This is a genomic window from Hyalangium versicolor, from assembly GCF_020103695.1.
GTDB lineage: Bacteria > Myxococcota > Myxococcia > Myxococcales > Myxococcaceae > Hyalangium > Hyalangium versicolor.
Map to the genome: position 1 here is coordinate 486,442 of NZ_JAHXBF010000005.1, position 25,866 is coordinate 512,307.

A 25,866-nucleotide genomic window follows, 5' to 3' on the forward strand; every position below is an offset into this window, starting at 1 on the left:
CTACGGCAGCACCTCGGTCGCCCCGGGCTCCAGCAGCTGCGTCCACACCGAGGGCCTGTCCACCGACATCCGGCTCTGGTTCACCTGGATGAGCCGCTCGTCCTGCGCCTTGCGGAACAGCCGCGCCGGAGACGTGGGCTGCTTCGGATCGTTGTCCTTCGCGGCGATCTGCTCCGCCACGTGAATCCCATCCGGAGCAACCGTCAGTGCCGCGGAGAACTCGTACTTGCGCAGCCACCGGCTGGGCAGCGTCTGCACACCGTTGCGGCTCAGGGCGATGTTCGCCGGCTGCAGGCACTTGCCGTCCTGTCCCACCAGCGGCTCCGCGACGAACCGGTTCCCCCGCAGCGGCATGAGCCGGATCATTCGCTGGCACGTCTTCGGATCGTCCTTGCCCCAGCACCGCTCGCCATCCACCAGCAGCACCTCGATGCCGTTGATGCGCTCCAGGCGCAGCCGCGTGCTCTTCGGCAACGCCTTCAGCGTCCCCAGCGCTCGCACCGCCAGTCCTCGCGGCGTGGCCTCCACCAGCGCCACCGGGCCGATGGCCTCCCCATTCGAGAACCGCCGGACGATCGCCCACACCAGCTTCAGGTCCAGCCGCATCTCGGTGATGATCATCTCATCCACCGTGAGCGGCTGGATGGGCAGCGGCGTGCCCTCGGGCTCCGTCACCGCGCACTCGCCCGGCGCCGGGTCCTGCCAGAGGATCGGCGTGCCCATGCAGTCCGTGGGAGGCAGCGGCACCCGGCCCGTCGACTGCTCATACCCGTTGATCAGCAGTTGGAAGAGCGCCTCGGGCTTCCACACCGCCGGAGAGACCACCCGCATGGTCGACGGCAGCTCCGAGAAGCACAGCGCCCGCACCACCGGCTCGCGCACCGGAGCCTCGTGCTTGCAGCTCAGGCTCGCCACTCCCAGCCCCACCAGCAACCACCGCAGGGCCCAAACCCCGCGCATCCCCTTCGACGTCATGATTCCTCCTCGGACTCGCCCGCATCCGAATCGTCGCCCTCGCCCGCGCCCCCCTTCGCCGCGTCGCCCACGATGGCGAGGTACGCCTTGGCGAACTCGGGCCCAAACAGGACGGCCGTCAGCTCCCGCTCCTCCTCCAGGAAGGCGCGGTGCTGCTCCGTATACTTGTCCCACTGCTTCGACAGGTTGAAGGGCCAGATGCCACTCACGCCCCGGCTCAGGAACTCCGGGCTCAGCCGCTGCAACAGCCCCTTCACGCCCTCGCGCATGCCGTTGAGCAGCGCGATCTGGTGGATCATCACGTCCACGAAGCCGCCCATGAGCTCCTGCACGCGGCTGGCACCCTCGGGCACCCGGAAGTCCAGCAGGTAGCGCAGGATCTCGCGCGTGCTCCGCATCCGCGTGAGCGGGTTCTGATCGTTGGTGACGGGCACCGCCATCTGCTGGCCGAACTGATCGTGCCCCTGCCGCAACTCGATGAAGGCCTTCCCGAACGTCTCCAGCACATCCGCCAGGTGCTCCAGGAAGCGCCCGATGTCCTCCTCGGACTGCAGCCCGCGGTTGTCGGACAGGTACGAGCGGACGAACCGGTTCAGCTGCTCCCGGGCCACCACATCCACCCGGTTGCCCGGGCCTCCCGCGGGCGCGGCCCCTCCCGTGAGGGGCTCCACCTGGACGGGGCGCCCCACGTTCTTGGCGATCTCCTGGAACATGGGCTCCTGCGCCATCTCCGGCATGCGGCGCTGGAGCTGAGCAATCAGCTGGCCGCGATCCTGCTCCGGCAGAGTGTCCACGCCCCGAGCCAGCCCCTGGTGCAGCATCTTCCAGGAGGTGCGGTACGCGTTGTACAGCGGCACGAGCTGCTGGATGGTGCTCTGGAGCGCCGCGGCCCCGCCCGGCGCCTGGGGCAACAGCACCGGGATGCTGCCCACCGTCTTCTTCCGCACCAGGGCGGGAGGAGGAATGGGCGCGGGCTTCTTCGGCCCCGGCGCCTCGTCCTCGCGGACCGTGCGCAGATCCAGGGACGTGGCCTCCTCGCTCCCGTCCGCCGTATCCCCATCTCCGTCCGGAATGGCCTGAGAGATGATCGTCCGAGGGCTCCTGTTGGTGACTTCCTCCTCCTGCTCCAGGAGGCTGTCGAGGCTCGGCAGGAGCGAGGTGCGCTGCTCCAGCTTGCGGTCCTGGACGGGGGTGGGCTTGAAGCTGAGCGCCTCTCCCTTTCCGGTCCCCTCGCTCATGATGTCCGCCAGCGCGCGGAACTGGGTGAGCCGGCCCCCGTTGTCCTTCACCGCCTTGGAGTCGCGGGAGAACTCGAAGTGCACCGAGCCGATGGACACCTCCATGCCCGGCACGACACGGGCCGGCACGTTCTTCTCGATGCGCTTGCCCCCGACGATGACGCCGTTGGTGGACCCGAGATCCACGATGGAGATGGAGCCCTTGTCGAAGCGCACGAGCGCATGAAACAGCGACACGAAGGGCCGGGAGATGGAGATGTCGTTGAGCTGGTTGCGGCCGATGCGCACCGGGGACGTGGTGAAGACGTACTGCTTCTCCATCGGCGGCTTGGACTCCACGTCCTTGATGCGGATCACCAGGGGAAGCATGACCTTCTCCTATGCCGAATGGCCGAGGCAGCCAAGGGGGTGCCCCGCGAAGAGGAAGCAAGAACGCCAAAGGGGGCCTCCGGATCCCCCGGGGCCCCCTTTTTACGCGTGCTGAAACGCGCTGTCCCCCCCTATTATCAGGCGTTGGAGAAGGCCAGGTCCCAGTCTCCACTGGGGCTCAGACCCACACGCAGGTGGGTAGGCGTCGTGCCGCCAGCCAGGTGCTCGAGCAGCTCCCGGGACAACTGGGGCATGAGCGAGGCGCGCAGCACGTGGTCCACGTTGCGGGCGCCCGAGTCCATGTCCGTGCAACGCCGAGCGAACTCCTCCAGCACCTCGGGTGCGAACTCCGTCTTGATGCGGTGCGAGGTGTGCAGCCGGCCCGCCAGCGAGTTGAGCTTCATGGCGGCGATGTCCTTGAGGATGTCCTTCGCGATGGGCACGTAGGGCACCACGGACATGCGCGCCAGCAGCGCCGGCTTGAAGTGCTTGGTGAGCGCCGGCTTGATGGCCTCGCGCACGGCCTCGATGGTCGGCGGCTCGGGGGCCTGGAACATCTGGGTGATCACGTCCGTGGCCAGGTTGCTGGTGAGGATGACGATGGTGTTCTTGAAGTCCACCGTGCGGCCCTCGCCGTCATTGAGCACGCCCTTGTCGAACACCTGGTAGAAGAGGTTGAGGACCTCGGGGTCCGCCTTTTCGCACTCGTCCAGGAGCACCACGGAGTACGGGCGCTGGCGCACGGCCTCCGTAAGCATGCCGCCCTCGCCGTAGCCCACGTAGCCCGGCGGCGAGCCGATCAGGCGCGACACCGTGTGCTTCTCCTGGAACTCGGACATGTTGATCGTGGTGAGGAAGCGCTCGCCACCATAGAGGGCGTCCGCCAGGGCCAGCGCCGTCTCCGTCTTGCCCACGCCGCTGGTGCCTACGAAGAGCAGCACGCCGATGGGGGTGTTCGGGTTGCGGATGCCCGCGGTGGATGCGCGCACCGTCTCGGCCACCGTGCGCAGCGCCATGTCCTGGCCTCGCACGCGTCCGCGCAGCGTCTCCTCCAGGTTGAGCACGGCGGTGAGCGAGCTGGAGCGCATCTTCCCCACGGGGATGCCCGTCCACCCGGCCACCACGCGGGCCACCACGTCCGCGTCCACGTCCGCGTGCACCATGGGAGACTCGCCGCCCAGGCGCTGGAGCGTCTCGCGCGCCTGCGCCACCTGGGCCTTGAACTTCTCCTTGTCCGCGGGCTCCTTGGCGGTGTTCAGCTCCGCCACGGCCTTGCTCAGCGTCTCCACGGCGGTGCGCTGCTCCTCCCAGCGCCCGCGGATCGTCGCTACCTGATCCTGCACGGCCTTGAGGCGCTCCTCCACCGGCGTCTCATCCTCCGGCGGCGGCTTCTGTCCGGCGGCCAGCTCGCGATCGCGGGCGGCCTTCTCGCTCTCCAGCGAGGCCAGCTTCGCCTCCAGCTCCACCAGCTCGTCCGGCCGGGCGTGCTGCTCCAGCTTCACGCGCGCGGCCGCCGTGTCCAGCAGGTCCACCGCCTTGTCCGGCAGCAGGCGGCCGGAGATGTAGCGGTGCGACAGCTCCACCGCGGCTACCACGGCCTCCTCGCGGATGGTGACGTTGTGGGCCTTCTCGTAGACGGCGCGCAGGCCGCGGATCATCAGCACCGCGTCCTTCTCCGAGGGCTCGTCCACCTTCACCGGCTGGAAGCGGCGCTCCAGGGCGGGATCCTTCTCGAAGTACTTCTTGTACTCGGTCCAGGTGGTGGCGGCCACGGTGCGCAGCTCGCCGCGCGCCAGCTCCGGCTTGAGCAGGTTCGCCGCGTCTCCGCCGCCCTGCGGCCCGCCCGCGCCGATGAGCGTGTGCGCCTCGTCGATGAAGAGGATGATCGGCTTGGGTGAAGCCTTCACCTCGGAGATGACGGCCTTGAGCCGGTTCTCGAACTCACCCTTCACTCCCGCGCCCGCCTGCAGCAGGCCGAGATCCAGGCCGAGCAGATCGACGTTCTTCAGGGACTCGGGCACGTCTCCCTTGACGATGGCCAGCGCCAGGCCCTCCACCAGCGCCGTCTTGCCCACGCCCGGCTCGCCCACGATGATCGGGTTGTTCTTCCGGCGCCGGGAGAGCACGTCGATCACCTGACGCACCTCGCGATCGCGGCCGAAGATGGGATCGATCTTCCCGTCACGCGCCTTCGCCGTGAACGAGGTGGTGAAGCGCGAGAGCGCCTCCTCGCCGCGAGGCGCCGGAGCTCCACCCGCCGGAGCCGCCGCCGCACCCGCGGCAGCCACCTCCGAGGCCTCCTTGGAGGTGCTCACCACCTCTTCGAAGGACTTCTTGAGCGCCTCGGTGGAGATGGCATCCAGCTCCGGGTACGACTCCGCCGAGTAGCGAGCCGACCGGGCGATCCACTGCGCCATCAGAGCGCCCGAGCGCAGCCGCAGGGCGCCGTGCTCCAGCGAGGCCAGCAGCCACGCGTCCTCGAACCACTGGAAGAGGCTCTCGGAGAACACCGGCCGGGCGGCATTGCCCGAGCGCAGCGCGCGCAGCGTGTCCTCCACGCGCGTCAGGACCTTGGTGCGATCCACCTGGAACTGACGAAGGATGAGCGAGGCCTCGCCCTCCTCGTCCTCCAACAACTGGCGGAGCATGTGCTCGGGGATGATCTCGTAGGCGCGGGCACTGCTCGCCCGGGCGACGGCTCCCTCCAGCATGCGCGTGGCAGTGGAGGTGAGACGCCGGACGAGGGTTTTCGGTTCAACACGCATCAGGAGGCTCCTGTACGGGTGCGAGAAAGGTTTTGTGAAACGCTAGGGGCTCGCTGGAGCCCCTTGGGCCACGGGCGACGGTAGCGGAACGATCCGAGTCCTCAAGCGAGGAACCGCGGCGTGGCGTCCGCCTAGATAGGTATTGCGTCCGAGCTTGGCCGGTGCCTTGGGCCCCAGGCGGAAGGCGCCCAGCACCTCCTCGCTCACGCCCAGCTCCAGGGCGCACTCGAGGGGATCGCGCACCACCAGCGTCACCACCTCGCGCACCAGCGGGCTCAGATCGCCCTCGGGCAACAGGCGGTGGTACGTGGAGCCGTCCAACGGGGCGATGCCGATGATGAACTTGCCGGCGCGATCGAAGAGCTTGCCGCCGAGCATGACGTTGCGGCCCAGTTGGTAGTTGAGTTTGCCTAGCTTGGTGCGCTGCTCGGTCTCTACATCCACCCAGCTCCCGGCGAACTGGCGGACGGAGACACGGGCCTCGCCCAGCTCGTTGCGCAGCACATCCGCCAGCGCCAGCTCCAGCGTCCGAGCCGTGCGGGCCCGCGTGGCCAGCAGCGGAGCCAGGCGCAGCAGTTGGGCCACGGACAGCCCCACCAGGGGACCGCGCTCGTATGTGTCCAGGCCGGCCAGCGCCAGCACGCGGCGGGACCACACGTCATCGCCCGCGCGCGTGGCCTCGCCCTCGGGCATGTAGCGGGACAACGCCCGGTACAGCAGCGACAGCAGCCGGTGGTGGAACAGATCCAGGAAATGCCGCCTCAGGGGCCGGTCCGGATCCTCCTGGGCGATCTCCTCGACCATGTAGCCCGGCAGCGGAGACGAAGCGCCGGTGAGCCCCAGGAACGTGGTCACCACCTCGAAGATGTGCTTGGGACCGTTCTGATCGTCGCCCCACTCCGACACGCGCGGCACCAGCCGCACCTGGCTCACGTCTCCGGAGCTGAAGGTGAGCGAGGGATCATGCCGGAAGCGGATGGCCTCTTCCGCGGGCGGCCCATCCCCGCCCACGCGCACCGCGCTCGACGTCAGCCGCTCCAGCAGCGCCACCAGCGGCAGGAAGCGCACGTCCCCAGCGGCGAACTGGAGCGCCGCATCCAGGCGGAAGCGGACGGTCTGATCCCCGCCCCCCTGCGCCTGCACATGCATCGCGCCCGACGTCAGCCGTTCGAGCCGGGACGCGAGCGACAGGGTCGCGAGCTCTCCGGACTCCTCGTCTGGCGACTCCTCCGCGTTCAGACGATCGGCTGACGGCCGTTGCGTGGGGGCCACCGGTACTCCACCTGAGAGGGTTGGATGCGCAGGTTCATCTCGCTGAAGGCGTTGAGGCTCACATAGGAGGCGAACATCTCATCCAGCACGGCCCCGAAAAGGAACGCGTCCCCCAGCCCGGTGAAGCCGGCCTCCTCCACGTCGACCGTCACCTGGGAGCCGCGCACGGGAGCGCCCTGCAAGAAGCGCGTGGCGGGCTTGCCCGTCACGTTGCGCAGGGACTCGACGCGGAGCTGGTTGGCGCGCGCCGCCGGCTGGTCCGCCGTCGTCTGGAAGTTGTAGAGCTCCAGCAGCGCCTTCAGTGCTCCAGGATCCATCAACGAGCGCTGGTTCAGCGCCAGGTGCGACAGCAGCCGCCAGTGCAGTTCCGAGCCCAGCGGCGGCCGCACGGGCTTGGTCACCGCCATGAGATTGCGGAACTTCGCCGTCGTGGGAGACGCGGGCGTGGGCATGCTCAGATCGCCCACCTGCAACCGCGAGGGAAGCGAGCGGTTGGTGCACGTCAGATCGATGGACAGCGTCTCCTCGGTCGCCGTGGGCATGGCGTCTCGCGGGCTGCCCAGCGACAGGAACGTGTCGATGCCGTCATTGAGGGGCGACAGCGAGCGGCGCAGCCGGAAGAACCGCGCGTTGTCTCCCTGGTTGTGCGCAAAGTCGAAGAAGGGCCGGTAGTCCAGCCGATCCGTGCGCCCGGCTTGCAGGCCGGTGACGGTGTCCACCGAGTAGACCTCCATGTGCTCGGGGTCCAACCCGGCGGCGCGCAGCAGGTGCTCGTGCCCCATCGTCCCCACCCGGATGGGATCCGAGGACGTGGTGAACAGGTTCACCACCGGCGCGCAGTGCAGCTTGAAGATGTCCTTGGGCACGCGCCCGGGCAGCGGCGGCGGCCGCTCGAACTCGAAGGCCACCTCCAGCCGCTGTCCCGTAATGGACGCGGCGGCCTGCAGCCCGCGCACCTCGATGAAGAGGAATTTCTGCGGCAGCGTGAAGTACTCCTGCAGCAGCCGGTAGCCCTCGGGAGCGCGCGCCGGCCACGGCAGCAGCTGATCCTCGGGAGCAAACCCCACCGCGCGAACGCACGAGGGCGGCAGCCGCACCGGCTCGCTGCCCGCCGCGCCGCGCACCAGCACCGACTTGCAGTGCCGCAGCAGCCACACCAGCAGCGTGGAGCTCACCGCCGGCTCGCCGTGGATGAAGAGCGAGAAGCCCTCCTCCTGGAAGATCTCACTGCGCCCCTGCTCGGCCACCTGGAACTGCACGCGCAGCACCGGCGCCAGTTGCGTGGACTGATCCAACACCGTGTCCACCAGCGTCAGTGGCAGCAGATCCACCGGCCGCGTGGTGCGGAACACGCACGTCGTCCCATCCACCGGCTTGGAGCCCACCTCCGCGCCCGCGGGAATCCGCGAACGCCCGCGCAACAACCGCGCATGAGGGCTGAACTCCACCACCGAGCACGCGGGCAGCACGCGCAGGTAGTGCGGCAACAACAGGTCCACCAGTCCGTGGACCACCTCGGGCACCGCGTCGTCGATGCGCTCGCGGATGCGAGCCGTCAGGAACGCGAAGCCCTCCAGCAGCCGCTCCACGTCTGGATCGCCGCCGCGCTCCACGAGCATGCCGGCCAGCGCGGGGTTGGCGCTGCCGAATGCCTTCCCCATCTCTCGAAGATATGCGAGCTCGCTCTGGTAGTACTTGCTGAACACCCGTGGCTCCCGCCTGTCACCGGCACGCTCACCAGACTTCGACCTTGCCGCCCGAAGTCATCTGCGTGCGGAACCGCAGCACGCCTCGGGCGTTCCTGTCCGCGGGCTGCGCGGTGATCTCGAACCGCACCACCAGCGGATCCTCGTCCGGCACGTGACGGACGCTGACGTTGCGCAGGCGCGGCTCGTACTCGAGCACCGTGGCGCGAATGGTCGCCTGCAACGTCTGAATGGCCGACGGAAAGGAGTGAACCAAGTCCGAGAAGTCCACCACTCCGAAAGTCGGCACCGTGACCGAGTCTCCTTTGCGCGTATTGAGCAATACCCGCAAGTGCTCGATGATGGAGGAGGAGACGTCCGCGTTTCGCGAGGACGTCCCTTCCTCCGACTCGATTCGTGACAGAAGCCCGCGCCCCGCCACTGTCGTGTCCTCCCGAGTCCTGCCCACCGCGCTTCCGCTTCAACCCGGAGAGCGGCGAGCCAGCAGACTCAGCGCTGCGCGTCCCAGGTGTCCTCGTGCGTCACGCCACCGTTGGTGTACGTCCAACCGATGGTGTGGAACACGAAGGTGATCTCCTCGAGGGGCGGCTCGGTGGAGCTGGCCGGCACGAGGGTGTCGGGGACCAGCTGCTTCATGCTGGCGATGCGGCCCTTCTTGAAGTTCACCGTGTAGAACTGCTCGGTGGTGCCGTCACCGGTGGGGTTCGGGCGGAAGAACTTGAAGGTGGCCTCGACGGCCTGGTTCTCCGTCAGCGCCTTCATCAGCAGCGGCGAGGACTTGTCGATGCGCTTACGGATGAGCAGCGGCTGGTACTGGCGGCGGCCAGTGGCCAGGCTGGAGCCGGCCTCGCGCGCGGTGATGACGGACTGCTCGTAGTAGACGCACTCGATGGAATCCTGGCGTCCGAGGCTCACCTGGGTGCTCTCACCCTTGATGTCCGTCCCGTTCGCCTTGAGGTAAAGGTGTACTGTCTCGGCCATGGCTCTCTTCTCCTTCTTCGACTGCTCGTTTGGTGACTGACTACCCGGGACGATGAGCTGTCTCGGAGGGCCCCCCTCCCTGGTGAGCCCGGAACTGCCAATGTAGCCGCCGGATCCCACATCCCCGGCCGCTTGGGGCGCCATTAGGGATTTCCCTTAGGCGCCCCCACAGCCGCTATTCCTTGTCGAGCTTGCCGACGAGGGACAGCGTGAAGGATGCGCCCATGTACTTGAAGTGCGGGCGCACCTGGAGGTTGCAGCGGTACCAACCGGGCTGGCCCTCCACATCTTCCACCTTGATCTTCGCCGTGCGCAGCGGGCGCTTGGAGCGCACCGAGGGCGCCGGATCATCCATGTCCGCCACGTACTGGCCGATCCACTGGTTGAGCTCACGCTCCAGATCCGAGCGCTCCTTCCAGCTGCCGATCTGCTCGCGCTGCAGCACCTTCAGGTAGTGCGACAGGCGGGACATGATGAACATGTACGGCAGCTGCGTGCCCAGGCGGTAGTTCGTCTCGGCCTGCTTGCCCTCGGGGCTGTTGCCGAAGAACTTGGGCTTCTGCACGGAGTTGGCCGAGAAGAAGGCGGCGTTGTCCGACTCCTTCCGGAACACCATGCCGATGAAGCCCTCCTCGGACAGCTCATACTCGCGGCGCTCGGTGAGGAGCACCTCGGTGGGGATCTTCGTCTGGATCTCGCCCATGGCCTCGTACTGGTGCAGCGGCAGGCTCTCCACCGCGCCACCCGCCTGCGGGCCGATGATGTTCGGGCACCAGCGGAACTTGGCGAACGAATCCACGATGCGGCTGGTCAGCGCGATGGAGGCATGGCCCCACAGGTAGCGATCGTGCTGGCCGACGACATCCTCGTTGAAGTTGAAGGACTTCACCGAGATCGTCTTCTCGCCGTAGGGCAGCCGCAGCAGGAAGCGCGGCATGGCCAGGCCCACGTAGCGCGCGTCCTCGCTCTCGCGGAAGCTGTGCCAGCGCGCGTACTGCGGACCCTCGAACAGCGATTTCAGGTCCTTGAGGCCCGGCAGCTTCAGGAAGGACGTCTCGCCGAAGAACTCCGGCGACGCGTTGGCGATGAACGGCGTGTGCGCCATGGCCGCCACGGCCGCGCACTTCTGCAGCAGGGCCACGTCCTCCGGGCCGGGCCCGAAGTCGAAGTTGGCGCAGATGGAGCCGTAGGGCTTGCCACCGAAGACGCCGTACTCGTTGGAGTACACCAGCCGGTAGAGGCCGGACTTCACCGTCTCCGGAGCGTCCTCGAAGTCCGTGAGCAGGTCTTCCTTGGTGGCATTCAGCATCTCCACCTTGATGTTCTCGCGGAAGTCCGTGCGATCGATCAGGAACTTCAGCCCGCGCCAGGCGGACTCGAGCGCCTGGAGCTTGGGGTGGTGGAGGATCTCGTTGACCTGCGCGCTGAGGCGGGCATCCACCTCGGCGATCATCGCGTCCACCAGGGCCTTGTCCACGCGCTCCGCGGAGCGGCCCGGGGCCAGCATCTCCGCGATGAAGGCCTGCACTCCCTTCCGGGCGACGTCATAGCCGTCGTCGCTCGGCTTCATCTTGGTCTCGGCAAGGATCTCGTCGAGCAGGGAGTTCTGGGTCTCGACAGTCGTTGCGGCGGCAGTACCCGCCTTGGCATCAGTGCTCATCCGTGTTCACGCCTCTCTGTGCTTGCGCGGCGGTGGCTACTTCTTCTCGCCCAGTCCGAGCTCCGCCATGAGCTTCTGGCGGCCCTCGGTGTCTCCGAGCAGCGCCTGGATCTTCTTGCGGAAGGCCGGCACGTTGCCCAGAGGACCCTTGAGGGCGTTGAGCGCGGCGCGCAGCTCGAGCAACTGCTTGAGCTGGGGCACCTGGTTGACGATCCCCTCGGGGGTGAAGTCCGCGAGGGTCGAGAACTTCAGCGCCACCGACATCTCCGCGCCCTTCTCGTTGGAGAGCTTGTCAGCGACGTTGATGTCCAGCCCGAGGTTCTGCTTGGACATCACCTCGTTGAAGTTGGACTTGTCGATGTTGATGGGCGCCCGCTCTTCGACGGGGCGATCATCCTTGCGGCCGGTGTAATCCCCCACCATGAGGATCTTGAGCGGCAGCTCGACTTCGGCCTGCGCGCCTCCGGTCTCGGACTTGTAGACGATGTTGACGCGTTCTTTCGGCGCGACAGACCCTTCCTTGCTCACCTCGTGACCTCCTGGTTGGGAACTCGTTGATCCCGCGCGGACTCACCGTAAGAGGCCCCCCCTCTCACAGAGACACCCTCAGGGCAGCGCTGGGATCGATCAGGCATAGACGATGATACCGGGCGTTGAACTCCGACACCAGACCTTCAGCCGCTTTGGGCTGAGGGCGGGAAACCCCTAACAAACCTTCCAGACACTCGGCGGTGAGCGCTGGCTCCCACACATCCAACCCCCGCTCGACCGCCTCGCGATCGAGCGCCTCGTAGAGGGCGCGCGCTACATTACCCTGGCCGCTGGCAGCGCAAAGTTTTGCGAGAGCAAGTCTGGCTTTGAAGCGCTTGCGGCTGGAGCTGGCCTCCTGCACGCGCTTCTGGAGCAGGGCGATGGCCTCGGGGGCCTTGCCGCCCCCCAGGAGCTTGCGCGCCTCCGAGAGCGCGGCGGCCTCATCATCCCCTTCCCCAGGATCTGACGCGTTGGATGCGGGAGCACTACCTGACGCGGCGGCCGGAGCCAGTTCGGACTCCAGCCAGGCCCGAGTTTCTCCGTTGGCCGAGGGCGATCCATCCCCGAACAGGAACTTGGGGACGGCGGGCATGCGCTTGAGCCACGCGCCCAGCTCGACGAGCAGCGACTGACGGGCGGGCCCGAAGGTGGGACCCAGCTCGGCCAGTGCTCGGGCGCTCAAGTAGTGCAGATCCACCCAGAAGCGGTGCTGCATCAGCGCGGACTCGGACTCCTCCAGCACTTCGGCCCACTTGCCGTTCTGCGCCATCTTCTCGAGCTGCGTGCGCAGCGCCGGGGGCGGTGCGGGGATGGACGTCTTCCCGCTGGCATCCGAAGGCGGCGGCTGCACCAGGTGCAGATACAGACCGACGCGCAGCATCCGGTAGGACTGCGGATCGGTGGCCACCGCGCGACGCAGCGTGCCCGCCGCGCTCGCCAACGCCGAGCCTGTCTGGCGAAGGAAGTCGGTGACACCCTCGGCGCCGGACATCGTCGCCACCGGAGGCGTGCTGATGGCCGCGGGCGGAGGCGCCGCTGCGGGCACCGACACCGGAGCAATGGAGGGCGGCGGAGGAACCGTGGTGGTGGGCTTCGTCTCGACGGGAGGCGGAGGCGGAGGCGGAGGGGCATCCGCGGGCAGCGAGGCCTTGAGGCGCTGGACGCTCTCCAGCAGCGGCCGGATGGCGGGACCATTGGCCTCGAACTTCTGCCGGGACACCTCAGCCAGACGCGCGGCGGCGACATCGAGCGCCTCGACGCGCTCGCGAGCTCCACCATCCAACTGCGTATCGCCCAGCGGCTTGGCCGTGCGCTCGATGAGCCAACCCAACGCGTTGACGCGGCCACGCAGACGCGCCAGCTCGGGGAAAAGGCCCTGCCAGTACCGATCCATCAGCTCGGAGACGACGACGAGCCCGGTGGCGAGCCCATCCAATCCCTGGGTCTGATACAGGCCATAGGCCAGGTACGTGGCGATGCGCAGATCCTTGGAGACGGACTGGAGCACCTTGCCGCTGGAGTCCAGCACCATGTTCCAGTCGATCGCGCCACCCGTCACGGCCTCGAGCTTGGCCATCTCGGTCACGACGGCCTCGTACTGAGGATTCGTCTTCGCGTTCGCGCCCGCCGGGGCCGCTGCGGAGCAGGGCTCGATCCAGTTCTTCGCCTTCTCTCGGAGTTGTTCGATCGAGACTGCCATGTCACTTCTCCCCCGTTGGACTCCACTCAGCTGGCGAATGCCAGGATCACCGATTCCGCCGTGGAGCTTGCGTCATCCAGGGCCTGACGCTGTTTTGAATTGAGAGCCTGCTTCGCTGTTTCAATGGCGTTGGTGGCCTTGGTCCGCAGCGGCCACAGCTTCATGCTGGAGTGCTCGCGCTTGGCCAGGTGCAGCAGCAGCGTCGACGACGGCGGACCCAGTGACACCAGCAACCGCGGGCTCGGGCCCATGTGCCAGAAGAGCGCCGGCGTCATCCCGCGCCACTGCAACATCCGCCGCGCCATCTCCACCCACGGATACGGCCCCGTAACCTCCGGGAAGGGACAGTCCAGCGTGACGCCGGGCTTGGAGGGCTCCTTCCCGCGCTCGGCCGCGCACGCCATCATGAAGGTGCGGAAGGCGTAGTACTGGGCACCCGGAGGAGCACCGTCGCCGGTGAACTGCCCCACCAGCGCGGAGGCCGGAGCCGCCACCGCCCTGCGCCGGTACGTGTCCGCGGCGGAGGCATCTCCCGCGGCGTGAGGCCCCAACCCCTCCAGGCGCTTCATCAGATCGTCCGCGGAGAGCTTCGCCGCGTCCGCCAGGAACTTGCGCGCCTCGGCGAAGAAGGCCTGGTGCGAGCCGTGCAGCGTGGCGGCATTGCCAGACACAGGGCCCAGCTCCAGCGGCACGTAGACGCAGAGGGGGAACTGGCGCCCCACCTTGTCACTGCTGGGGGCCATCATCCCCACCAGCGCCTGACGGCCACCGGCGGCGGTGTAGACGAAACAGATGGGCTCGGCAGGCAGCGTGAGGTTGGCGCGACGAACGGCCTCGTGCCCCTCCTCCAGCCACTTGTGGAACTGCGCCGAGACAGGATCCGCGGCGTTCCAGCGGATGAAGTCTCCCTGACATGGCGCCTTGCCCAGCAGCGCCACGGCGTTGGCTTTCACCCCGAACATCCGGCCCCCCTTCCGATCGTCCGCGGAGGACTGACCCCCGATGCGCGGAACGGCTGGAGCATCCCGGTACCGGGTCCCGGGGACGGCCCAAAGAAAGGCGTGGCGGTGCGCGCGGGGCGGAAGTCGATCACCACATCCGCGCCCACGGAGGGCATCTTCCACGTGACGGAGAACACGCGCGCGCCCCTGTCCACCTGCGGCGTGCCGGCCTCCATGAGGCGGAACAAGCCCCACTCTCCATCCTGATCGAGCGTCTCGATCTGCCCGCGGTTGTTGCGCACCTTGATGAAGGCGCCGGACTTCTTCCCATCACCGGGCCAACCGAACGGGTACCACTCCTCGGGACCGTTCTTGTACTCGACCGTCTTGCCGTCCACCGAGAAGGTGATGGAGGCCAGCTGCGGCGAGGGCCGGATGTGGATGGTGAACTGCATGCCGGGCTCGCCCGCCTTGGACGCGAAGAGCGAGGTGGTGATGTCGTCCGCGCGCTCCAGGAAGCTGAACAGCGCCGGACCGAACGTCACCCCGCCCACGCCGCGCACGGGCTTCCACTTGGCGCCCACCTTGCGCACGTTCTCCTTGAGCGAGGCGTTGTAGAAGGACCACACCGTGCCGGAGTCCGGCCGGTAGAAGTCCGCCACGTCCTGCAGCGCCGCATCGTGCCCCGTCTTGTTGAACGGGTAGCGGCCCAGGAGGTTGCGCTTGAAGGTGTCCGAGACTTCGCTGCACCAGCCCTGGTTGAGCTCTCCGCCCACCGCGCCGCTGACGGCGCTGGAGGCTGTCTCGAGCGGCGGCATCAGCAGCTTGTTGAGGAACGGCCGGATGTTGGGGTCCTCCTGGCCATTGATCTGGGACTGGGCGGCCACCTTGGCGGTGGACAGGCGCGCCACCAGCGCCTTGTTCTCGGAGGGGTTCTCCACGAACTGGCGGAGCGCGTCACGCACGAACACCAGCTGCTCCTGGTACAGGTCCAGCTGGGTGGACTCGGGCGGTGCATCCTCCGTCGCGGGCTTGGGAGGCACGCCGAACTTCACCAGCGAGTCGAACGCCGCCTGCACATGGAGCGCGGTGTACTGGATCTCCCCCGTCTCCTCGCCGCCCGGGACGAGCCTGGCTCCGATGGTCATGGCGTCCTTCTGATCCTTGGTCGCCTTCTTCTCGAGCTTCTGCTTGATCTTGCCGAGGATGTCCTCACCGGCCTCTTCCACGGCGCTCTTGTTCGGCAGCTTGCTGTTGAAGGAGACCGCCTGGAACAGGCGGGCCAGCGGCGGCGGCTTGCCGCGCGTGAACTCCTCCAACTCCGCCAGCACCTCGGCCTGTCCATTCGGCCGCGACACTTCGACCGCGTCCAGGAAGGTCTGCCACTCGTTGATGTACGTCTCGAAGTAGAGGGACTCGAGCTTCTTGATCTGGCGCTCGATCTCCGCGTCCGTGAGGTTCTTCGTGTCCCGGTTGAGGACCCAGAGATCCGCGTTCTGAAGCGGATTCTCCAACCGCTCACGCACCAGCTTGTCCCAGCCCTTGCGAGTGAAGGCGGCGCGGACCAGGCCCTTGGACTTGATGTTGGCGGCGGTGCCTCCCAGGATGCTGGAGAGCTTGAGATCGAACTCGCGCCCCGCGTCCGCGATGATCTGGTTCAGCAGCAGCCGCTCGAAGGGCAGCTTGCTGAGGGCCGTCCGCGTGTCACCAATGATCTTGTCGTTGCGCGTGAAGGCCAGCGACGGGTTGGCGGCCAGCAGCTTCAGATAGAGATCCAGGTGCTCGCCGAGCATGCGCTGACGCTCGGCGCTCTCCGCGAAACCGGAGCGGTTGCTCCAGCGATCCACCAGGTGGTTGACGAGCCACCCACGCTCGTCATCCCCGATGGCAGGCTCGGCCTCCGTGCGCGGCCCGGTGAGGAACAGGTTGAGCTTGAGGAGCGTGAAGAAGCGCGCGTACTCGCGTTCGTCGGGAGCCGAACCTTCCTCGCCCTCGTGCTTCTTGGCGAAGGTGTTCAGATCCTTCATATCCTGGACGAGCACGGGCTCCACGAAGGTGCGCCGCACGGCGGAGCCATAGAAGCGGCTCAGCGGCTCGAAGAGCGCATCGCCCCGGTACATGCCGAAGCGCATACCCGTGGGTGGCCCCTCTTCCTTGTTCTTGCGCAGCTCGTCGATCCGATCGCGCAGCACCTTCAAATCTTCCACCGCGATCGAGGCGGTGGAGGCCGTGGCCGCGGTCGCCTGCTGCGCGAGGAACAGGGTCCGGATGTCGTGGATCAGCTCGCGGTTCTTGAAGAAGGCGATCGTCGGAAACAGGAGGATGAGCACCGCGAGGAACAGCGCTCCGCCCGCGTAGGCGTACTGGACCTGCCGCTGGCGCCGATCCTCGGCCGTGCTCTGCACCGCCAGATCCTGATCCGGGAAGATCACGTTGGCGAAGACGTCCCGGAGGAAGTAGCTGCGCGCCTCCACCGTGGAGGACTTGGAGCTGGACGGCAGCGACTGCCGGATGCCGAAGGCGTCCGCCATCGCGTTCATCACGCGATCGATCGGGCTGCCCTCCTGCGTGCCGCTGGTGAAGTACACGCCGCGCATCACCGGCGTGTCCGCGTAGACGTTCTCCGCGAAGAGTGCCTGCACCATGGCCGCGATGTTCTCGCGCAGTCCTTCGAACTGCTGCGGGAAGCGGTAGATGCGCTCGCGCGTCTCCGGGTGGCGCTCCTGGCCCAGGCGCTGGGTGCAGCGCTGCTCCACCACCTCGGCCAGCTCGTCGAAGCGCTCGCGGAACAGCCCGGCCAGATCCTCGCCCTTCTCCATCACCGGAACGGTCGAGCCCCAGATCTGCCCACGCTCGGACTTGGCCAGATCGCCGAACACATCCACGAAGCCGGCCAGCAGGTCGCACTTGGTGAACATGAGGTAGACGGGGACGATCATCTTCAATCGCTCCATCACCTCGTCCACGCGCTCGCGCAGCCGCTGCGCCAGTTGGATGCTCTCCTCCTCATCGATGCCGATGATGTCACCCACGCTCACCGCGACGATGAGGCCGTTGACCGGCTTCTTCGGGCGGTTGCGCTTGAGCATGTCCAGGAAGCTGAACCACTCGTCCCGGTCATCGTCCTCGGTGGTGTAGCGGCCGGCGGTGTCGAGGATCACCGCCTCGTTGGTGAGCCACCACTCGCAGTTGCGCGTACCGCCCACGCCCTTCACGCCACCACCGCGCGAGGACAGGTACGGAAACTTGATGCCCGAGTTGCGCAGCGCCGTGCTCTTACCGGAGCCCGGCGGGCCGATGATCATGTACCAGGGCAGGACGGAGAGGGCTTCCTTGCCGCCCCGGCCCCGCGCCAGCTTGGACGTCTTCAGCGCGGCGATCGCCTTGGCGAACTCCGCCTGCATCTGCTGGACCTCTTCCTGCAGGTCCGGCCGCGCGTTGGCCGCATGCGCATCCGCCTGGGCCGCCAGCGCCTTCTCGATGTCTCCCGCGGCCTTGGCCGCCTTGATCTGGCGCACCGCGATGAGCGCGATCAGCCCCAGAACGATGAGCATGGTGACGGCGATCGCGATCCAGAACGGCAGCTGGAACACGATCACCACCGCCCAGATTGTCGCGACCGCCAGCGCGGCAAAGATGTATTTGAGCATCCGCTGGCTCCGTCAGGGCTTGGCGGCCGTGGAAGGCGTGGAAGGAGAAGATGTGGAGGAAGCCGCCTCGATCTCGTCGACGAGCGACGAGACGCTGCTGCTCAACCCGAGCCGCAGCCCGCCGTACACGAGCAGCGCGAAGACGACGACGCCTCCGGAGATGGCCAGCAGCGGCAAGGTCCGCTTGGCCGCTTTGCCACCGCCGTCGGGCCTGTCTCCCTTGGGTGACAGCGTCTCCGTGTCGAACTTGAACGAGGGCGCCAGATCCCGCTGGAGCTGCTCGATGAGCTGGAGCAATTCGAGCTCGCCGCCGCGCACGCGGTAGCGGCCCTGGAACCCGAAGATGAGGCACAGGTAGTAGGCGCGCAGCGCCTCCGTGCGGCGGGGATCCTTGCGGATCTCCTGGAGCTTGGTGAAGAAGCCCTCGCCGGCGCGGTTCTCCTTGAAGTACTGGAACTGCAGCAGGTTGGTGAGCCAGTACTCACGGAACTCGTCGGACTTGCTCAGCGCCAGCTCGTCCGCGAGCGCGACGAGCGCATAGGCGATGTCGTCCACGTCCTGCTGGGGCAGGCCCTCGTCGCGAGCGCTGCGCATCATGTCGCTGACGAAGGAGCGCAGGCGGTGTTGGACCTGCTCGGGCGCGGGCAGCGAGCCAGGCTCGGCCTGGCGGATCTGCAACAGCGCTCCGAAACAGTCCTTGGTGATGACGTTGAGCCTGTCCATGTATCAGCGCCCCCTGCTGCCTTCCCGCTTCCCGGGCACGCCCATCAACTCCAGCTTCGTCCGGGTGGGATCGAAGGGTTGCGGCAGGTAGATGGCGAGCGTCTGGTCCTTGATGGCGTCCTTCCAGTACCGATCGGTGATGTCGAGCAGGAAGTAGACGACCTTCGGTTTGACGGGGACCTCGGGCGGAGGCCGGAACGTCACCTGGAGCGGCACACCGGGAGTGGCGGCCTGGATGATGTTGTGGATCTCGTCCCAGCTGGCGATCTTCGCCAAGGCCGGGAGCTGATCCGCGGTCTGCTGCTCGAGCAGGTGATCGGCCTTCACGGAGAGGATGAACTGGGTGCAGCGCGCCAGCCGCTCGTCCTCGAGCCGGCCCAGGTGCATGCCGTCCTTGCGGGACTCGAGCGCGATGGCCACGGTCTGCTCCAGGGCCACCGAGCGCAGCAACCCCTCCAGGCGCTGGAACAGGCCCTCGAAGGTGACGCGCAGGTTGGTGTACTGGAACTTGGGCAGGTTGGCCGGATCCGAGTCCGCCGAGAACGTGGAGAGCTGCCCGGCGGCCTGGCACAAGAGCAGGTAGAGGAACTGCGGCGACATGTCCGCCGCCTCCACCGCGTGGGCCACCTGGGGGATCAGCCCGTTCAGCGAGCTGAGCTGGAGGAACTTCGTCACGTCCGCGCCGGTGAACTCCAGCGAGGCCTCGTCCCGGTGGCGGCGCGTATCGGACAGCTCGCGCTGCTTGCCGTGCATGGACTTCAGCAGTTGCCGCAGGTTCGCCAGGATGTACGGCGACGCGGAGATCCGCAGACACGGAGGAATGTACGAGGGCGCGAGCACCGCCGCGCCCGTCTTGTCGCGCACCAGCTCGCCGATCTTGATGACCTCGTAGTCGTCGCGCGGCTCGGTGCCGAACAGGAAGCGGATGTTGCGCTGGGCGAAGGCCACAGCGGACGTGGACTCGGTGGTGATCAGGTCCGCCACCGAGCGGTTCACCACGCTGAAGCGCGGCGCCGTCGTCGTCCCATCCGGGTTGCCATAGCTGGCTACGCCGTCGCGCTCGCGCGCCACACCCAGGTACACGTCGAGCGACTTCTTCGAGGCGCCGAAGTGCTCCTCGATGGGCCGGCCCGCGGGCTCCTCGGGCTGACCGCGCTCGAAGGTGACGGGCAGGCCGTCCGGGAGGATGCCGAAGAAGCGCAGCAACTGGAGTTGCCCGGCCGCCAGCGCCTTCTCATCGACCTCCATCTCCACCACGCCCCAGTCATAGGGCGTCATGGCGCCCAGCCGGGCCGCCAGGAGGTTCTCGTGGTACAGGTCCGCCTGCTGGAGATGATGGGGATTCATGAACATCCCCTCGGACCACACGACACGCTGCGGAATCTTCATCCTCTCCCCTCCGCCCTGCCCCGGGCCTCGACCCGGTAATCCTCGAGATAGAAGTAGAGCGGAGGCGGCTTGGCCCCCGGCTTCTTCACGGCGGCGCAGAGCTCGGGAGTCACCTCCGGCAGCCGCTGGATGGAACGCCACACCTGGCCCGCGGGCCGGCGGAACAGTCCCAGGACGACGACGAAGGTCGCCTTCGGATCACGCGCCAGCTGCCGCGTCAACGTCTGGCCCGGCTCGAGCGTCAGCTCGTCCGTGGCGATCAGATCGTCCTCCAGGACTTCCTTGGGACGTTGCCACACGTCCTGGAACTCGGACGCCTCCAGGCGCCGGATGTCCTTGAGTTGGAGCACCTGGACGATGGTGGAGAGCGAGCTCCCCCGATCATCCGGATTGAGGCGCTCACTCGCTTCGAGGAGAACGGAGATCGGAGGCGGCTCCTTGCACGGCTCGGGCGCGGCAGCCGCGTGGGCACAGGCCCCCAGCCACACCGCGAACCCGAGCGTGAGCGCCATCCGCCACCCGCATCCCCCCCAGCTGCCCCAGTCCCGCTGCCTCCCGGCCAGCATGCAAACCCCTGTCAGAACACGTGGAAAGCGGCTGAACGCTGCCACACCGAAACGTTCAGTTCAAGGCAGCGGCCCAATTGAGGGATGTCCCCCAGGGAGCCCCCCCAGGCAGGTGGCCGCGCCTCGAACGGCTCACCTGGACCCGGTACGTCGGGGCCTGGCCCCTGGGGATGCACCGGCGCCTCCGAGCGGCAGGCAACGCAGGGAGTCCTGACCCGTGTGCTTCAGGGTTCTACCGGCCTGTGTGCCACCTTCTCGAGGACCGCCTGCTGGGCGCGCACCGCTTCCTCGCCCTTCCCTGCAGGGACGTTGAAGAAGCTCAACAGCACGGCATCCGGGAACTGGGGTACGGGCGGCTTGATGGCGAACAGGAGCTGATCCCCCACCTTGGCCGTGGTGGCGTTGCCCCAGGTGAGGAAGCTCACCTGTCGAGGGAGCGTGCCGTGGAGCTGCTTCTCCACCTCGAGGCTGATCCGCACCCGCGAGCCGCGAGTGCCCTGGTTGAACGGCTCCACCTTGGACACCTTGCCCAGGGCGACACAGCCGCCCTGCTCCAGGATGCCCTGAAGTACCTCTTCCTCGATGACCTGGACCGGGTTCTGCACCGGAGACTCCTTGGGCGATGAGGCCGAGCAGGCGAAAAAGAGAGACAGGGCGCTCACCGCCCTGAGAGCGCGCCGGGTCATCGCCATGAGGGCTCCTCGTCCACGGTGTGCCACTTGCGGTGCAGCGCGAAGGCCCGCCCCAGGGCTCCATTCACGAGCACCTGGATGTAGTCGCGCTCGACGCGGACTCCGTTGACGACGTGCCCCCAGCGGGCCACGAAGACGGCTTCGCCCGCCTGCTCCTCGTAGTCGGCCACCTCCAGGACGGCGTCCTCCGGAGGTTGGGCGACCTTCTGCGCCACCTCGAGCGCCTGGGCCTTGGTGAGTCCCCGGCCGCACCGCTCGGCGAAGGCGGGAAAGAGCCACGAGTTCTGGGCCCCTGTGACAGGGCTGTACTTCGTGGAGTACTCGGAGATCCGCTGGTGCATCCCGAAGGTCACCCGCTTGTAGGTGCCCTTGCGCTCCACGGCTTCCGGGCGCGCCTGGATGAGGTACTGAAGGTACTGGACGGCTTCGGGAGTTCCCTGCCGCTCCAGATCCCGCTCCAGCACGCGGAAGACGGTGGCTCGGGCGCGTTCGATCGCCTCTGCGTCCTCGGGAGATGTCTCTTCCGCCATGCCTTGCTCCGTTCCCGGCAGGGGCCCCTGTGACGTCTAGCGCGAGCGCTGGACGCGGACCACCTCTCCTAGCTTGTCATCCACTGCCAGCTCCACCCACCGTCCCTGCCCCAGCCCATAGCGAACAAGCCACACGAGCACGTCCCGCACCGGCGAGGGCTTCTCCGGATCTCCCGTCCCCAGCTCGATGTACTGCAGCGTGGCCGAGTCCACTGGGGCCTCGGGGGGAACATCCTTCGCCTCGCGGGCGGCATCCGCGGCCGCCACGGCCTGCTCGCGCGTCACGGCGCTTCATCCTCCACGGGTAGGACGGAGATGACGGCGCGCCGTGCAGGGTTGATGCACACGCGCAGCCCCTGGGATGGCTCCTCGCGGGGGACGGCCAGCAGCAGTTCGAGGCTCCCCTTCTCTCCCTCGCGGGACTCCACCAGCTCCAACCCCGGGCGCAGCAGGCCGCTGTTGCGAGCGATGGCGAGGGCCTCTTCCTTCGTCAGCGGCTCCCAGCGGCACTTCTCCCACTTGTCGTGGTCCACATAGCCCACGACGCGATCCTCGGCGTCGAGCACCACCTCGAACTGGCCATAGCGCCGCCAGAGCACCAGGGACCGATCGGCCACGTAGCGCAACTCGACGGGATCCCACGTGAGCGCCGCGTCGTCCGACTGGGCAATGGGCTCTGCCAGGAAGTCGCCGGTCAGGTGCTGCTGGGCGAACGCGAGCCCCTCTTCGATTGCCTTCTTCTGGAGCGTTTCGAGATCGTGCAAGGCCATCCGGACATCCAAGGCTGACTACTTCAGCAGCGAGGCGACGCTGGTGACGAAACCAGCGATGGCCCGGCCCAATGCGGTGAAGGGCTGGAGTAGCGGGTGATCGATGGAGCCACCTCCCTCGCCGAAGAGGACGGGCCGCATGCTGTGGTAGTACGGCGCGCCCGTGTCATAGAAGACGGCGGGGATCTTCGCCGGATTGAACGAGTAGGAGTCCCTCCACTTCGTGTAGAAGTTCCGAGCCATCGCGCGGGCATCGTTATCGGGGATGTAGCAGCGGAAGGCCAGGTAGTTGCGCGTGCCGCGGTTGACGAAGGCGTCTCCGAGGCTCCGCTCCCAGCCGGCCACGCACGTGTCCACATAGACGAGGTAGCGAGGCACGCTGGTCACGTCCCGCTTGTTGCGGACATCCGTGTCCTTGAAGGAGTTGCCTGGCTGGTTCTGCGAGGCCACCGCGACGATGACGCTCTGCCAGTTGCCGCCGGGCTGGGAGTGCGGCGGGTTGTTGTTCGCCGGATCGTTCAGACTGGTGCCGGTGTTGCGGTCCTGCACGTCGCCGTGGCTGGCGTGGTGATAGGCGTAGGTGTTGCGCAGCAGCAAGCCCCAGTGCCGTATCGGCACGGTAGCGCCAGACAGCGCGCGGGTGCCCACCTTGTGGTGGGCCTTGGCGCGAATGAGGCCAGCGATCTCGTTCATTTCGGCCCCGGTGGTGAGCCCGCCGCCCGCGACCGTGTCCGCCACCGCGTCACTGACCACCATGTGCCAGTACTCGACCTGGAGCGTCTTCGCCTTGTCCTTGCCAAGATCGGAGGGGCTCGATCCGGTGAGTCCCTTGTGGGACATCTTCACCCGAAAGAAGAACTGGGGGCAGTCCCAGGGATCCCAGGGCAGATGCTTCGCCTCGAAGGTCCACACCGGAGGCTGACCTGTCTTCTTGTCCAAGACCTTGTTGCCCTGCACCACCAGATCCGTGAGGGCGCCCACGCGCGCGCCGGTGAGGCAGTGGTGGATCGAGATGAGCGCGCGAGTGCCGGAGGGGACGTTCTCTGTCTCCACCTGAGGGATGATCTTGGCATCCGCGGGGACCGCGCCACCGGGAGGGGCTCCGCTGTTGTGGTTGGGGACAGCCTTGTTCTTGTCCCACTTGAGGCTCTTGATGACGGGAACGGGATCCTTCTTCGGCTCCTTGGGGGCTTTGCCCTTCTTGCCCTTGAGGCTCTTCTGCGAGCCCGAAGAGATCCGCTTCACCTCCCCGCCCTTGATCTTCGTCTGGCTGCTGTCCAGGGTGATGGTGCTGCCCGTCCAGGCGATGTTGCCGGACTGCTCGACGCTCAGCACGACCTTGCCGCCCACCGCGAGGGTGAGCTTGTCCGCCTTAAGCTCGAACTCCTGGGCCATCCACGCCAGCCCGCCCGTGATGGAGTGCAGCGCGTCTCCCTTCACCGTCTCCGTGAAGTCCTTGCCCACCTCCAGGTCCAGCGTCTCGGGGACGGACGTCTTGAACTCACCGAAGATCTTCGAGGATCGATCTCCATCGACCGTCTCCTCGCGATCCAGGCGCACCAGCTCCGTGGATGAGCCGCCCACCTGCTCGGCTCGCAGGCCGATCACGGCCTCGTTGAACCCAAGCCCCACCGCGATGGAGTAGGCCCCACCCACGGTCAGCGCCTTGGCCCCGCCCACGGTCTCCATGGAAGCCATGGCCCCCAGGAACGTCAGCGTCCGAGCCACCGTCACGCCCTGGTGGTTGGCCACGTTCTCGGAGTGATCGCCGGAGATGTCGAAGGTGCGGTTGCCCATCACGGAGATCGACTGGTTGCCCTGGATCTCGCGCACATCCTCCAGTTGCACGGAGAGGGCCTGGTTGCCTTCGACGGTCTGGGTGCGATCTCCGCCGACCGTCAGGGACTCGAACCCGCCGATGCGCTGCGTCTTGTCGTTCTCGACCCGGATCTCCCAGTCCTTCTGGCCGTGGAGGAAGATCTGCTCCTCGCCCGTAGCGTCCTCGAACAGCAGCTCGTTGGAGCCTCCGCCACCGGGGCTGGAGTTGGAGCGCAGCGTGCTCTCTCTCCGTTGTAGACCGTGCCCGTCACCAGCGGCCGATCCGGATCACCCTCCAGGAAACGAACGATGACCTCCTGACCGATGCGCGGCAGGTACAGCGCGCCCCAGCCCGCACCGGCCCAGGCCTGGCTCACGCGGATCCAGCACGAGCTCTTGTCGTCGCCCGGCGCCTCGCGATCCCAGTGGAAGCGGACCTTGATGCGGCCATGCTCGTCGGTGTGGATCTCCTCGCCCGGAGGGCCCACCACGATCGCAGTCTGCGCGCCAGCAATCGTGGGCCTCTGCGTGAGCCTGGGCGGGCGGTAGGGCACCGCAGCGGGGATGGCGTGGAAGCGGCTCTGGTAGGCGGCGTGCCCTCCCGAGTGCTCCACCGAGACCAGCAGGTAATCTCCCTCGAAGGTGGCGTCCGGATGCTCCGTCAGCGTGAAGGTGCAGCCGGGAAGCAGGCGCACGCTAGAGCATTCTCCGTCACAGCGCTCGGTATCATGCCGCAGCTCCTCCAGCCGCACCTGCGCCAGGTCCCGGCCCACTCCGGGCTCCTCGTACTTGCCTGGAGAGTCGTAGACCTCCAGCTCCGTGTTGGCGTTGGCCGCCTGCTTCTTCGCCGTCAAGTCCATCGACGGCTGGACGAAGTTGAAGTCCCGCAGCACCGCAACACCCGGACGCACCCGCGCCGCGCGCTCCAGCGCCAGGACGTGCTCCTCATCACCCTCGGCGCCCGTCGACTCTCGGAACGGCAGGCGAGACTCTCCGGGAATGGGCGTATGCGAGTTGGCCCCATCTCCGAGCACCAGCGTGTGGGCGTCCTCGGTGTGCTCGAAGAAGAAGAAGATGCCCTCGGACTCCAGCAGCCGGGAAACGAAGTCGAAATCCGACTCGCGGTACTGCACGCAGAACTCACGCGGCGAGTAGCTGCCCTCCAGGCGGGCGCCGTGCGCGATCCCCGCATCGCCGAGCACCTGCTGGACGATCTCCGGGACGCTCTTCTGCTGGAAGATACGGCTGCGGCGCACGTGGCGGAGCTTCCAGAAGTCGGGCACCAGCAGCACGCGGTAGCGCATGCGCCCCTGCCGCTCACCCAGCGCTTCCACCCGGCCGATCATCCCATGGACGAACCGGGAGGCCCCATTCACGCGATCATGCAGTGAGAGCAACACCTGCTGCGCGAGCAATTCCTGCGGTTGGATGGCTGTCTGCCCGGTCGCCGCCAGCTCCACCGTAAAGGCGAACGCACGCGACAGCTCTTCTCGCCCGGAGAATGCAGTCACGGCGAGATCCTGCGAGGTATAGGGGCCGCCCTGGAACTCGAAGGCGATGCGGCGGGTCTCTTCTCCTGGGCTCACATCCT

General features: G+C 67.4%; 21 protein-coding genes. All 21 read right to left on the minus strand.

Annotated elements, in window-relative coordinates; translation table 11 throughout:
• The 21 genes from KY501_RS13585 to tssI all read right to left on the minus strand — a co-directional run bounded on the left by KY501_RS13585 (position 1) and on the right by tssI (position 25,861).
• The gene (locus KY501_RS13585) at positions 1–975 is read right to left on the minus strand and encodes a hypothetical protein (RefSeq protein ID WP_224363334.1); all 975 of its coding nucleotides are present in this window, start codon (positions 973–975) and stop codon (positions 1–3) included.
• A complete protein-coding gene (locus KY501_RS13590; RefSeq protein ID WP_224363335.1) occupies positions 972–2,582 on the minus strand; it encodes a type VI secretion system-associated FHA domain protein in 1,611 nt (536 codons plus the stop codon). The genes KY501_RS13585 and KY501_RS13590 overlap by 4 nt, the downstream gene beginning before the upstream one ends.
• Before the next feature lie 137 nt (positions 2,583–2,719).
• Complete coding sequence (gene tssH / locus KY501_RS13595; protein WP_224363336.1) at positions 2,720–5,347, minus strand: type VI secretion system ATPase TssH; 2,628 nt, start codon at positions 5,345–5,347, stop codon at positions 2,720–2,722.
• A 42-nt stretch (positions 5,348–5,389) separates the two neighbouring features.
• Positions 5,390–6,619 (minus strand): type VI secretion system baseplate subunit TssG, encoded by a 1,230-nt coding sequence (gene tssG / locus KY501_RS13600; protein WP_224363337.1) that lies wholly within the window; start codon positions 6,617–6,619, stop codon positions 5,390–5,392.
• On the minus strand, positions 6,583–8,325 hold the full coding sequence (gene tssF, locus KY501_RS13605; RefSeq protein WP_224363338.1) for a type VI secretion system baseplate subunit TssF: 1,743 nt from the start codon (positions 8,323–8,325) through the stop codon (positions 6,583–6,585). Before tssF ends, tssG begins: the two co-directional genes overlap by 37 nt.
• Before the next feature lie 28 nt (positions 8,326–8,353).
• A complete protein-coding gene (tssE, locus tag KY501_RS13610) occupies positions 8,354–8,773 on the minus strand; it encodes a type VI secretion system baseplate subunit TssE (protein ID WP_309242963.1) in 420 nt (139 codons plus the stop codon).
• A 41-nt stretch (positions 8,774–8,814) separates the two neighbouring features.
• Positions 8,815–9,306 carry a type VI secretion system tube protein TssD gene (gene tssD, locus KY501_RS13615; RefSeq protein WP_224363339.1) on the minus strand — a complete coding sequence of 164 codons (492 nt, stop codon included), beginning with the start codon at positions 9,304–9,306 and terminating at the stop codon, positions 8,815–8,817.
• A 175-nt stretch (positions 9,307–9,481) separates the two neighbouring features.
• Positions 9,482–10,966: a type VI secretion system contractile sheath large subunit gene (gene tssC / locus KY501_RS13620; RefSeq protein WP_224363340.1), complete on the minus strand. Its 1,485-nt coding sequence runs from the start codon at positions 10,964–10,966 to the stop codon at positions 9,482–9,484.
• A gap of 36 nt (positions 10,967–11,002) precedes the next feature.
• On the minus strand, positions 11,003–11,494 hold the full coding sequence (tssB, locus tag KY501_RS13625) for a type VI secretion system contractile sheath small subunit (protein ID WP_224363341.1): 492 nt from the start codon (positions 11,492–11,494) through the stop codon (positions 11,003–11,005).
• 64 nt (positions 11,495–11,558) lie between these two features.
• Positions 11,559–13,196, minus strand: coding sequence for a type VI secretion system protein TssA (gene tssA / locus KY501_RS13630; protein WP_224363342.1), 1,638 nt, complete (start codon positions 13,194–13,196; stop codon positions 11,559–11,561).
• A 26-nt stretch (positions 13,197–13,222) separates the two neighbouring features.
• Positions 13,223–14,158, minus strand: coding sequence for a type VI secretion system-associated protein TagF (tagF, locus tag KY501_RS13635; RefSeq protein WP_224363343.1), 936 nt, complete (start codon positions 14,156–14,158; stop codon positions 13,223–13,225).
• On the minus strand, positions 14,146–17,787 hold the full coding sequence (gene tssM / locus KY501_RS13640) for a type VI secretion system membrane subunit TssM (protein ID WP_224363344.1): 3,642 nt from the start codon (positions 17,785–17,787) through the stop codon (positions 14,146–14,148). The genes tagF and tssM overlap by 13 nt, the downstream gene beginning before the upstream one ends.
• A 12-nt stretch (positions 17,788–17,799) precedes the next feature.
• The gene (locus KY501_RS13645) at positions 17,800–18,510 is read right to left on the minus strand and encodes a DotU family type IV/VI secretion system protein (RefSeq protein ID WP_224363345.1); all 711 of its coding nucleotides are present in this window, start codon (positions 18,508–18,510) and stop codon (positions 17,800–17,802) included.
• Positions 18,511–18,513: 3 nt separating this feature from the next.
• Positions 18,514–19,899 (minus strand): type VI secretion system baseplate subunit TssK, encoded by a 1,386-nt coding sequence (gene tssK, locus KY501_RS13650; protein WP_224363346.1) that lies wholly within the window; start codon positions 19,897–19,899, stop codon positions 18,514–18,516.
• On the minus strand, positions 19,896–20,411 hold the full coding sequence (gene tssJ / locus KY501_RS13655) for a type VI secretion system lipoprotein TssJ (RefSeq protein WP_224363347.1): 516 nt from the start codon (positions 20,409–20,411) through the stop codon (positions 19,896–19,898). Before tssJ ends, tssK begins: the two co-directional genes overlap by 4 nt.
• A gap of 278 nt (positions 20,412–20,689) precedes the next feature.
• On the minus strand, positions 20,690–21,157 hold the full coding sequence (locus KY501_RS13660; RefSeq protein ID WP_224363348.1) for a hypothetical protein: 468 nt from the start codon (positions 21,155–21,157) through the stop codon (positions 20,690–20,692).
• Positions 21,148–21,687: a hypothetical protein gene (locus KY501_RS13665; protein WP_224363349.1), complete on the minus strand. Its 540-nt coding sequence runs from the start codon at positions 21,685–21,687 to the stop codon at positions 21,148–21,150. Before KY501_RS13665 ends, KY501_RS13660 begins: the two co-directional genes overlap by 10 nt.
• Positions 21,688–21,723: 36 nt before the next feature.
• Entirely contained in the window at positions 21,724–21,972 is a 249-nt protein-coding gene (locus tag KY501_RS13670; protein WP_224363350.1) for a hypothetical protein, read from the minus strand.
• On the minus strand, positions 21,969–22,457 hold the full coding sequence (locus KY501_RS13675; RefSeq protein ID WP_224363351.1) for a hypothetical protein: 489 nt from the start codon (positions 22,455–22,457) through the stop codon (positions 21,969–21,971). Before KY501_RS13675 ends, KY501_RS13670 begins: the two co-directional genes overlap by 4 nt.
• Positions 22,458–22,475: 18 nt before the next feature.
• On the minus strand, positions 22,476–24,470 hold the full coding sequence (locus KY501_RS13680; protein ID WP_373691597.1) for a bacteriophage T4 gp5 trimerization domain-containing protein: 1,995 nt from the start codon (positions 24,468–24,470) through the stop codon (positions 22,476–22,478).
• Entirely contained in the window at positions 24,356–25,861 is a 1,506-nt protein-coding gene (tssI, locus tag KY501_RS13690) for a type VI secretion system tip protein TssI/VgrG (protein WP_224363353.1), read from the minus strand. Before tssI ends, KY501_RS13680 begins: the two co-directional genes overlap by 115 nt.
• Positions 25,862–25,866 lie beyond the last annotated feature (5 nt).

Excerpts from the sequence above, each read along its gene's own strand:
- tssC (WP_224363340.1), bottom strand. The coding sequence starts at position 10,966 with ATGAGCACTGATGCCAAGGCGGGTACTGCCGCCGCAACGACTGTCGAG.
- tssM (WP_224363344.1), bottom strand. The coding sequence starts at position 17,787 with ATGCTCAAATACATCTTTGCCGCGCTGGCGGTCGCGACAATCTGGGCG.
- tssK (WP_224363346.1), bottom strand. The coding sequence starts at position 19,899 with ATGAAGATTCCGCAGCGTGTCGTGTGGTCCGAGGGGATGTTCATGAAT.
- tssH (WP_224363336.1), bottom strand. The coding sequence starts at position 5,347 with ATGCGTGTTGAACCGAAAACCCTCGTCCGGCGTCTCACCTCCACTGCC.
- tssJ (WP_224363347.1), bottom strand. The coding sequence starts at position 20,411 with ATGGCGCTCACGCTCGGGTTCGCGGTGTGGCTGGGGGCCTGTGCCCAC.
- KY501_RS13585 (WP_224363334.1), bottom strand. The coding sequence starts at position 975 with ATGACGTCGAAGGGGATGCGCGGGGTTTGGGCCCTGCGGTGGTTGCTG.
- tssA (WP_224363342.1), bottom strand. The coding sequence starts at position 13,196 with ATGGCAGTCTCGATCGAACAACTCCGAGAGAAGGCGAAGAACTGGATC.
- tagF (WP_224363343.1), bottom strand. The coding sequence starts at position 14,158 with ATGTTCGGGGTGAAAGCCAACGCCGTGGCGCTGCTGGGCAAGGCGCCA.
- KY501_RS13675 (WP_224363351.1), bottom strand. The coding sequence starts at position 22,457 with ATGGCCTTGCACGATCTCGAAACGCTCCAGAAGAAGGCAATCGAAGAG.
- tssD (WP_224363339.1), bottom strand. The coding sequence starts at position 9,306 with ATGGCCGAGACAGTACACCTTTACCTCAAGGCGAACGGGACGGACATC.
- KY501_RS13645 (WP_224363345.1), bottom strand. The coding sequence starts at position 18,510 with ATGGACAGGCTCAACGTCATCACCAAGGACTGTTTCGGAGCGCTGTTG.
- KY501_RS13665 (WP_224363349.1), bottom strand. The coding sequence starts at position 21,687 with ATGGCGGAAGAGACATCTCCCGAGGACGCAGAGGCGATCGAACGCGCC.
- KY501_RS13660 (WP_224363348.1), bottom strand. The coding sequence starts at position 21,157 with ATGGCGATGACCCGGCGCGCTCTCAGGGCGGTGAGCGCCCTGTCTCTC.
- KY501_RS13590 (WP_224363335.1), bottom strand. The coding sequence starts at position 2,582 with ATGCTTCCCCTGGTGATCCGCATCAAGGACGTGGAGTCCAAGCCGCCG.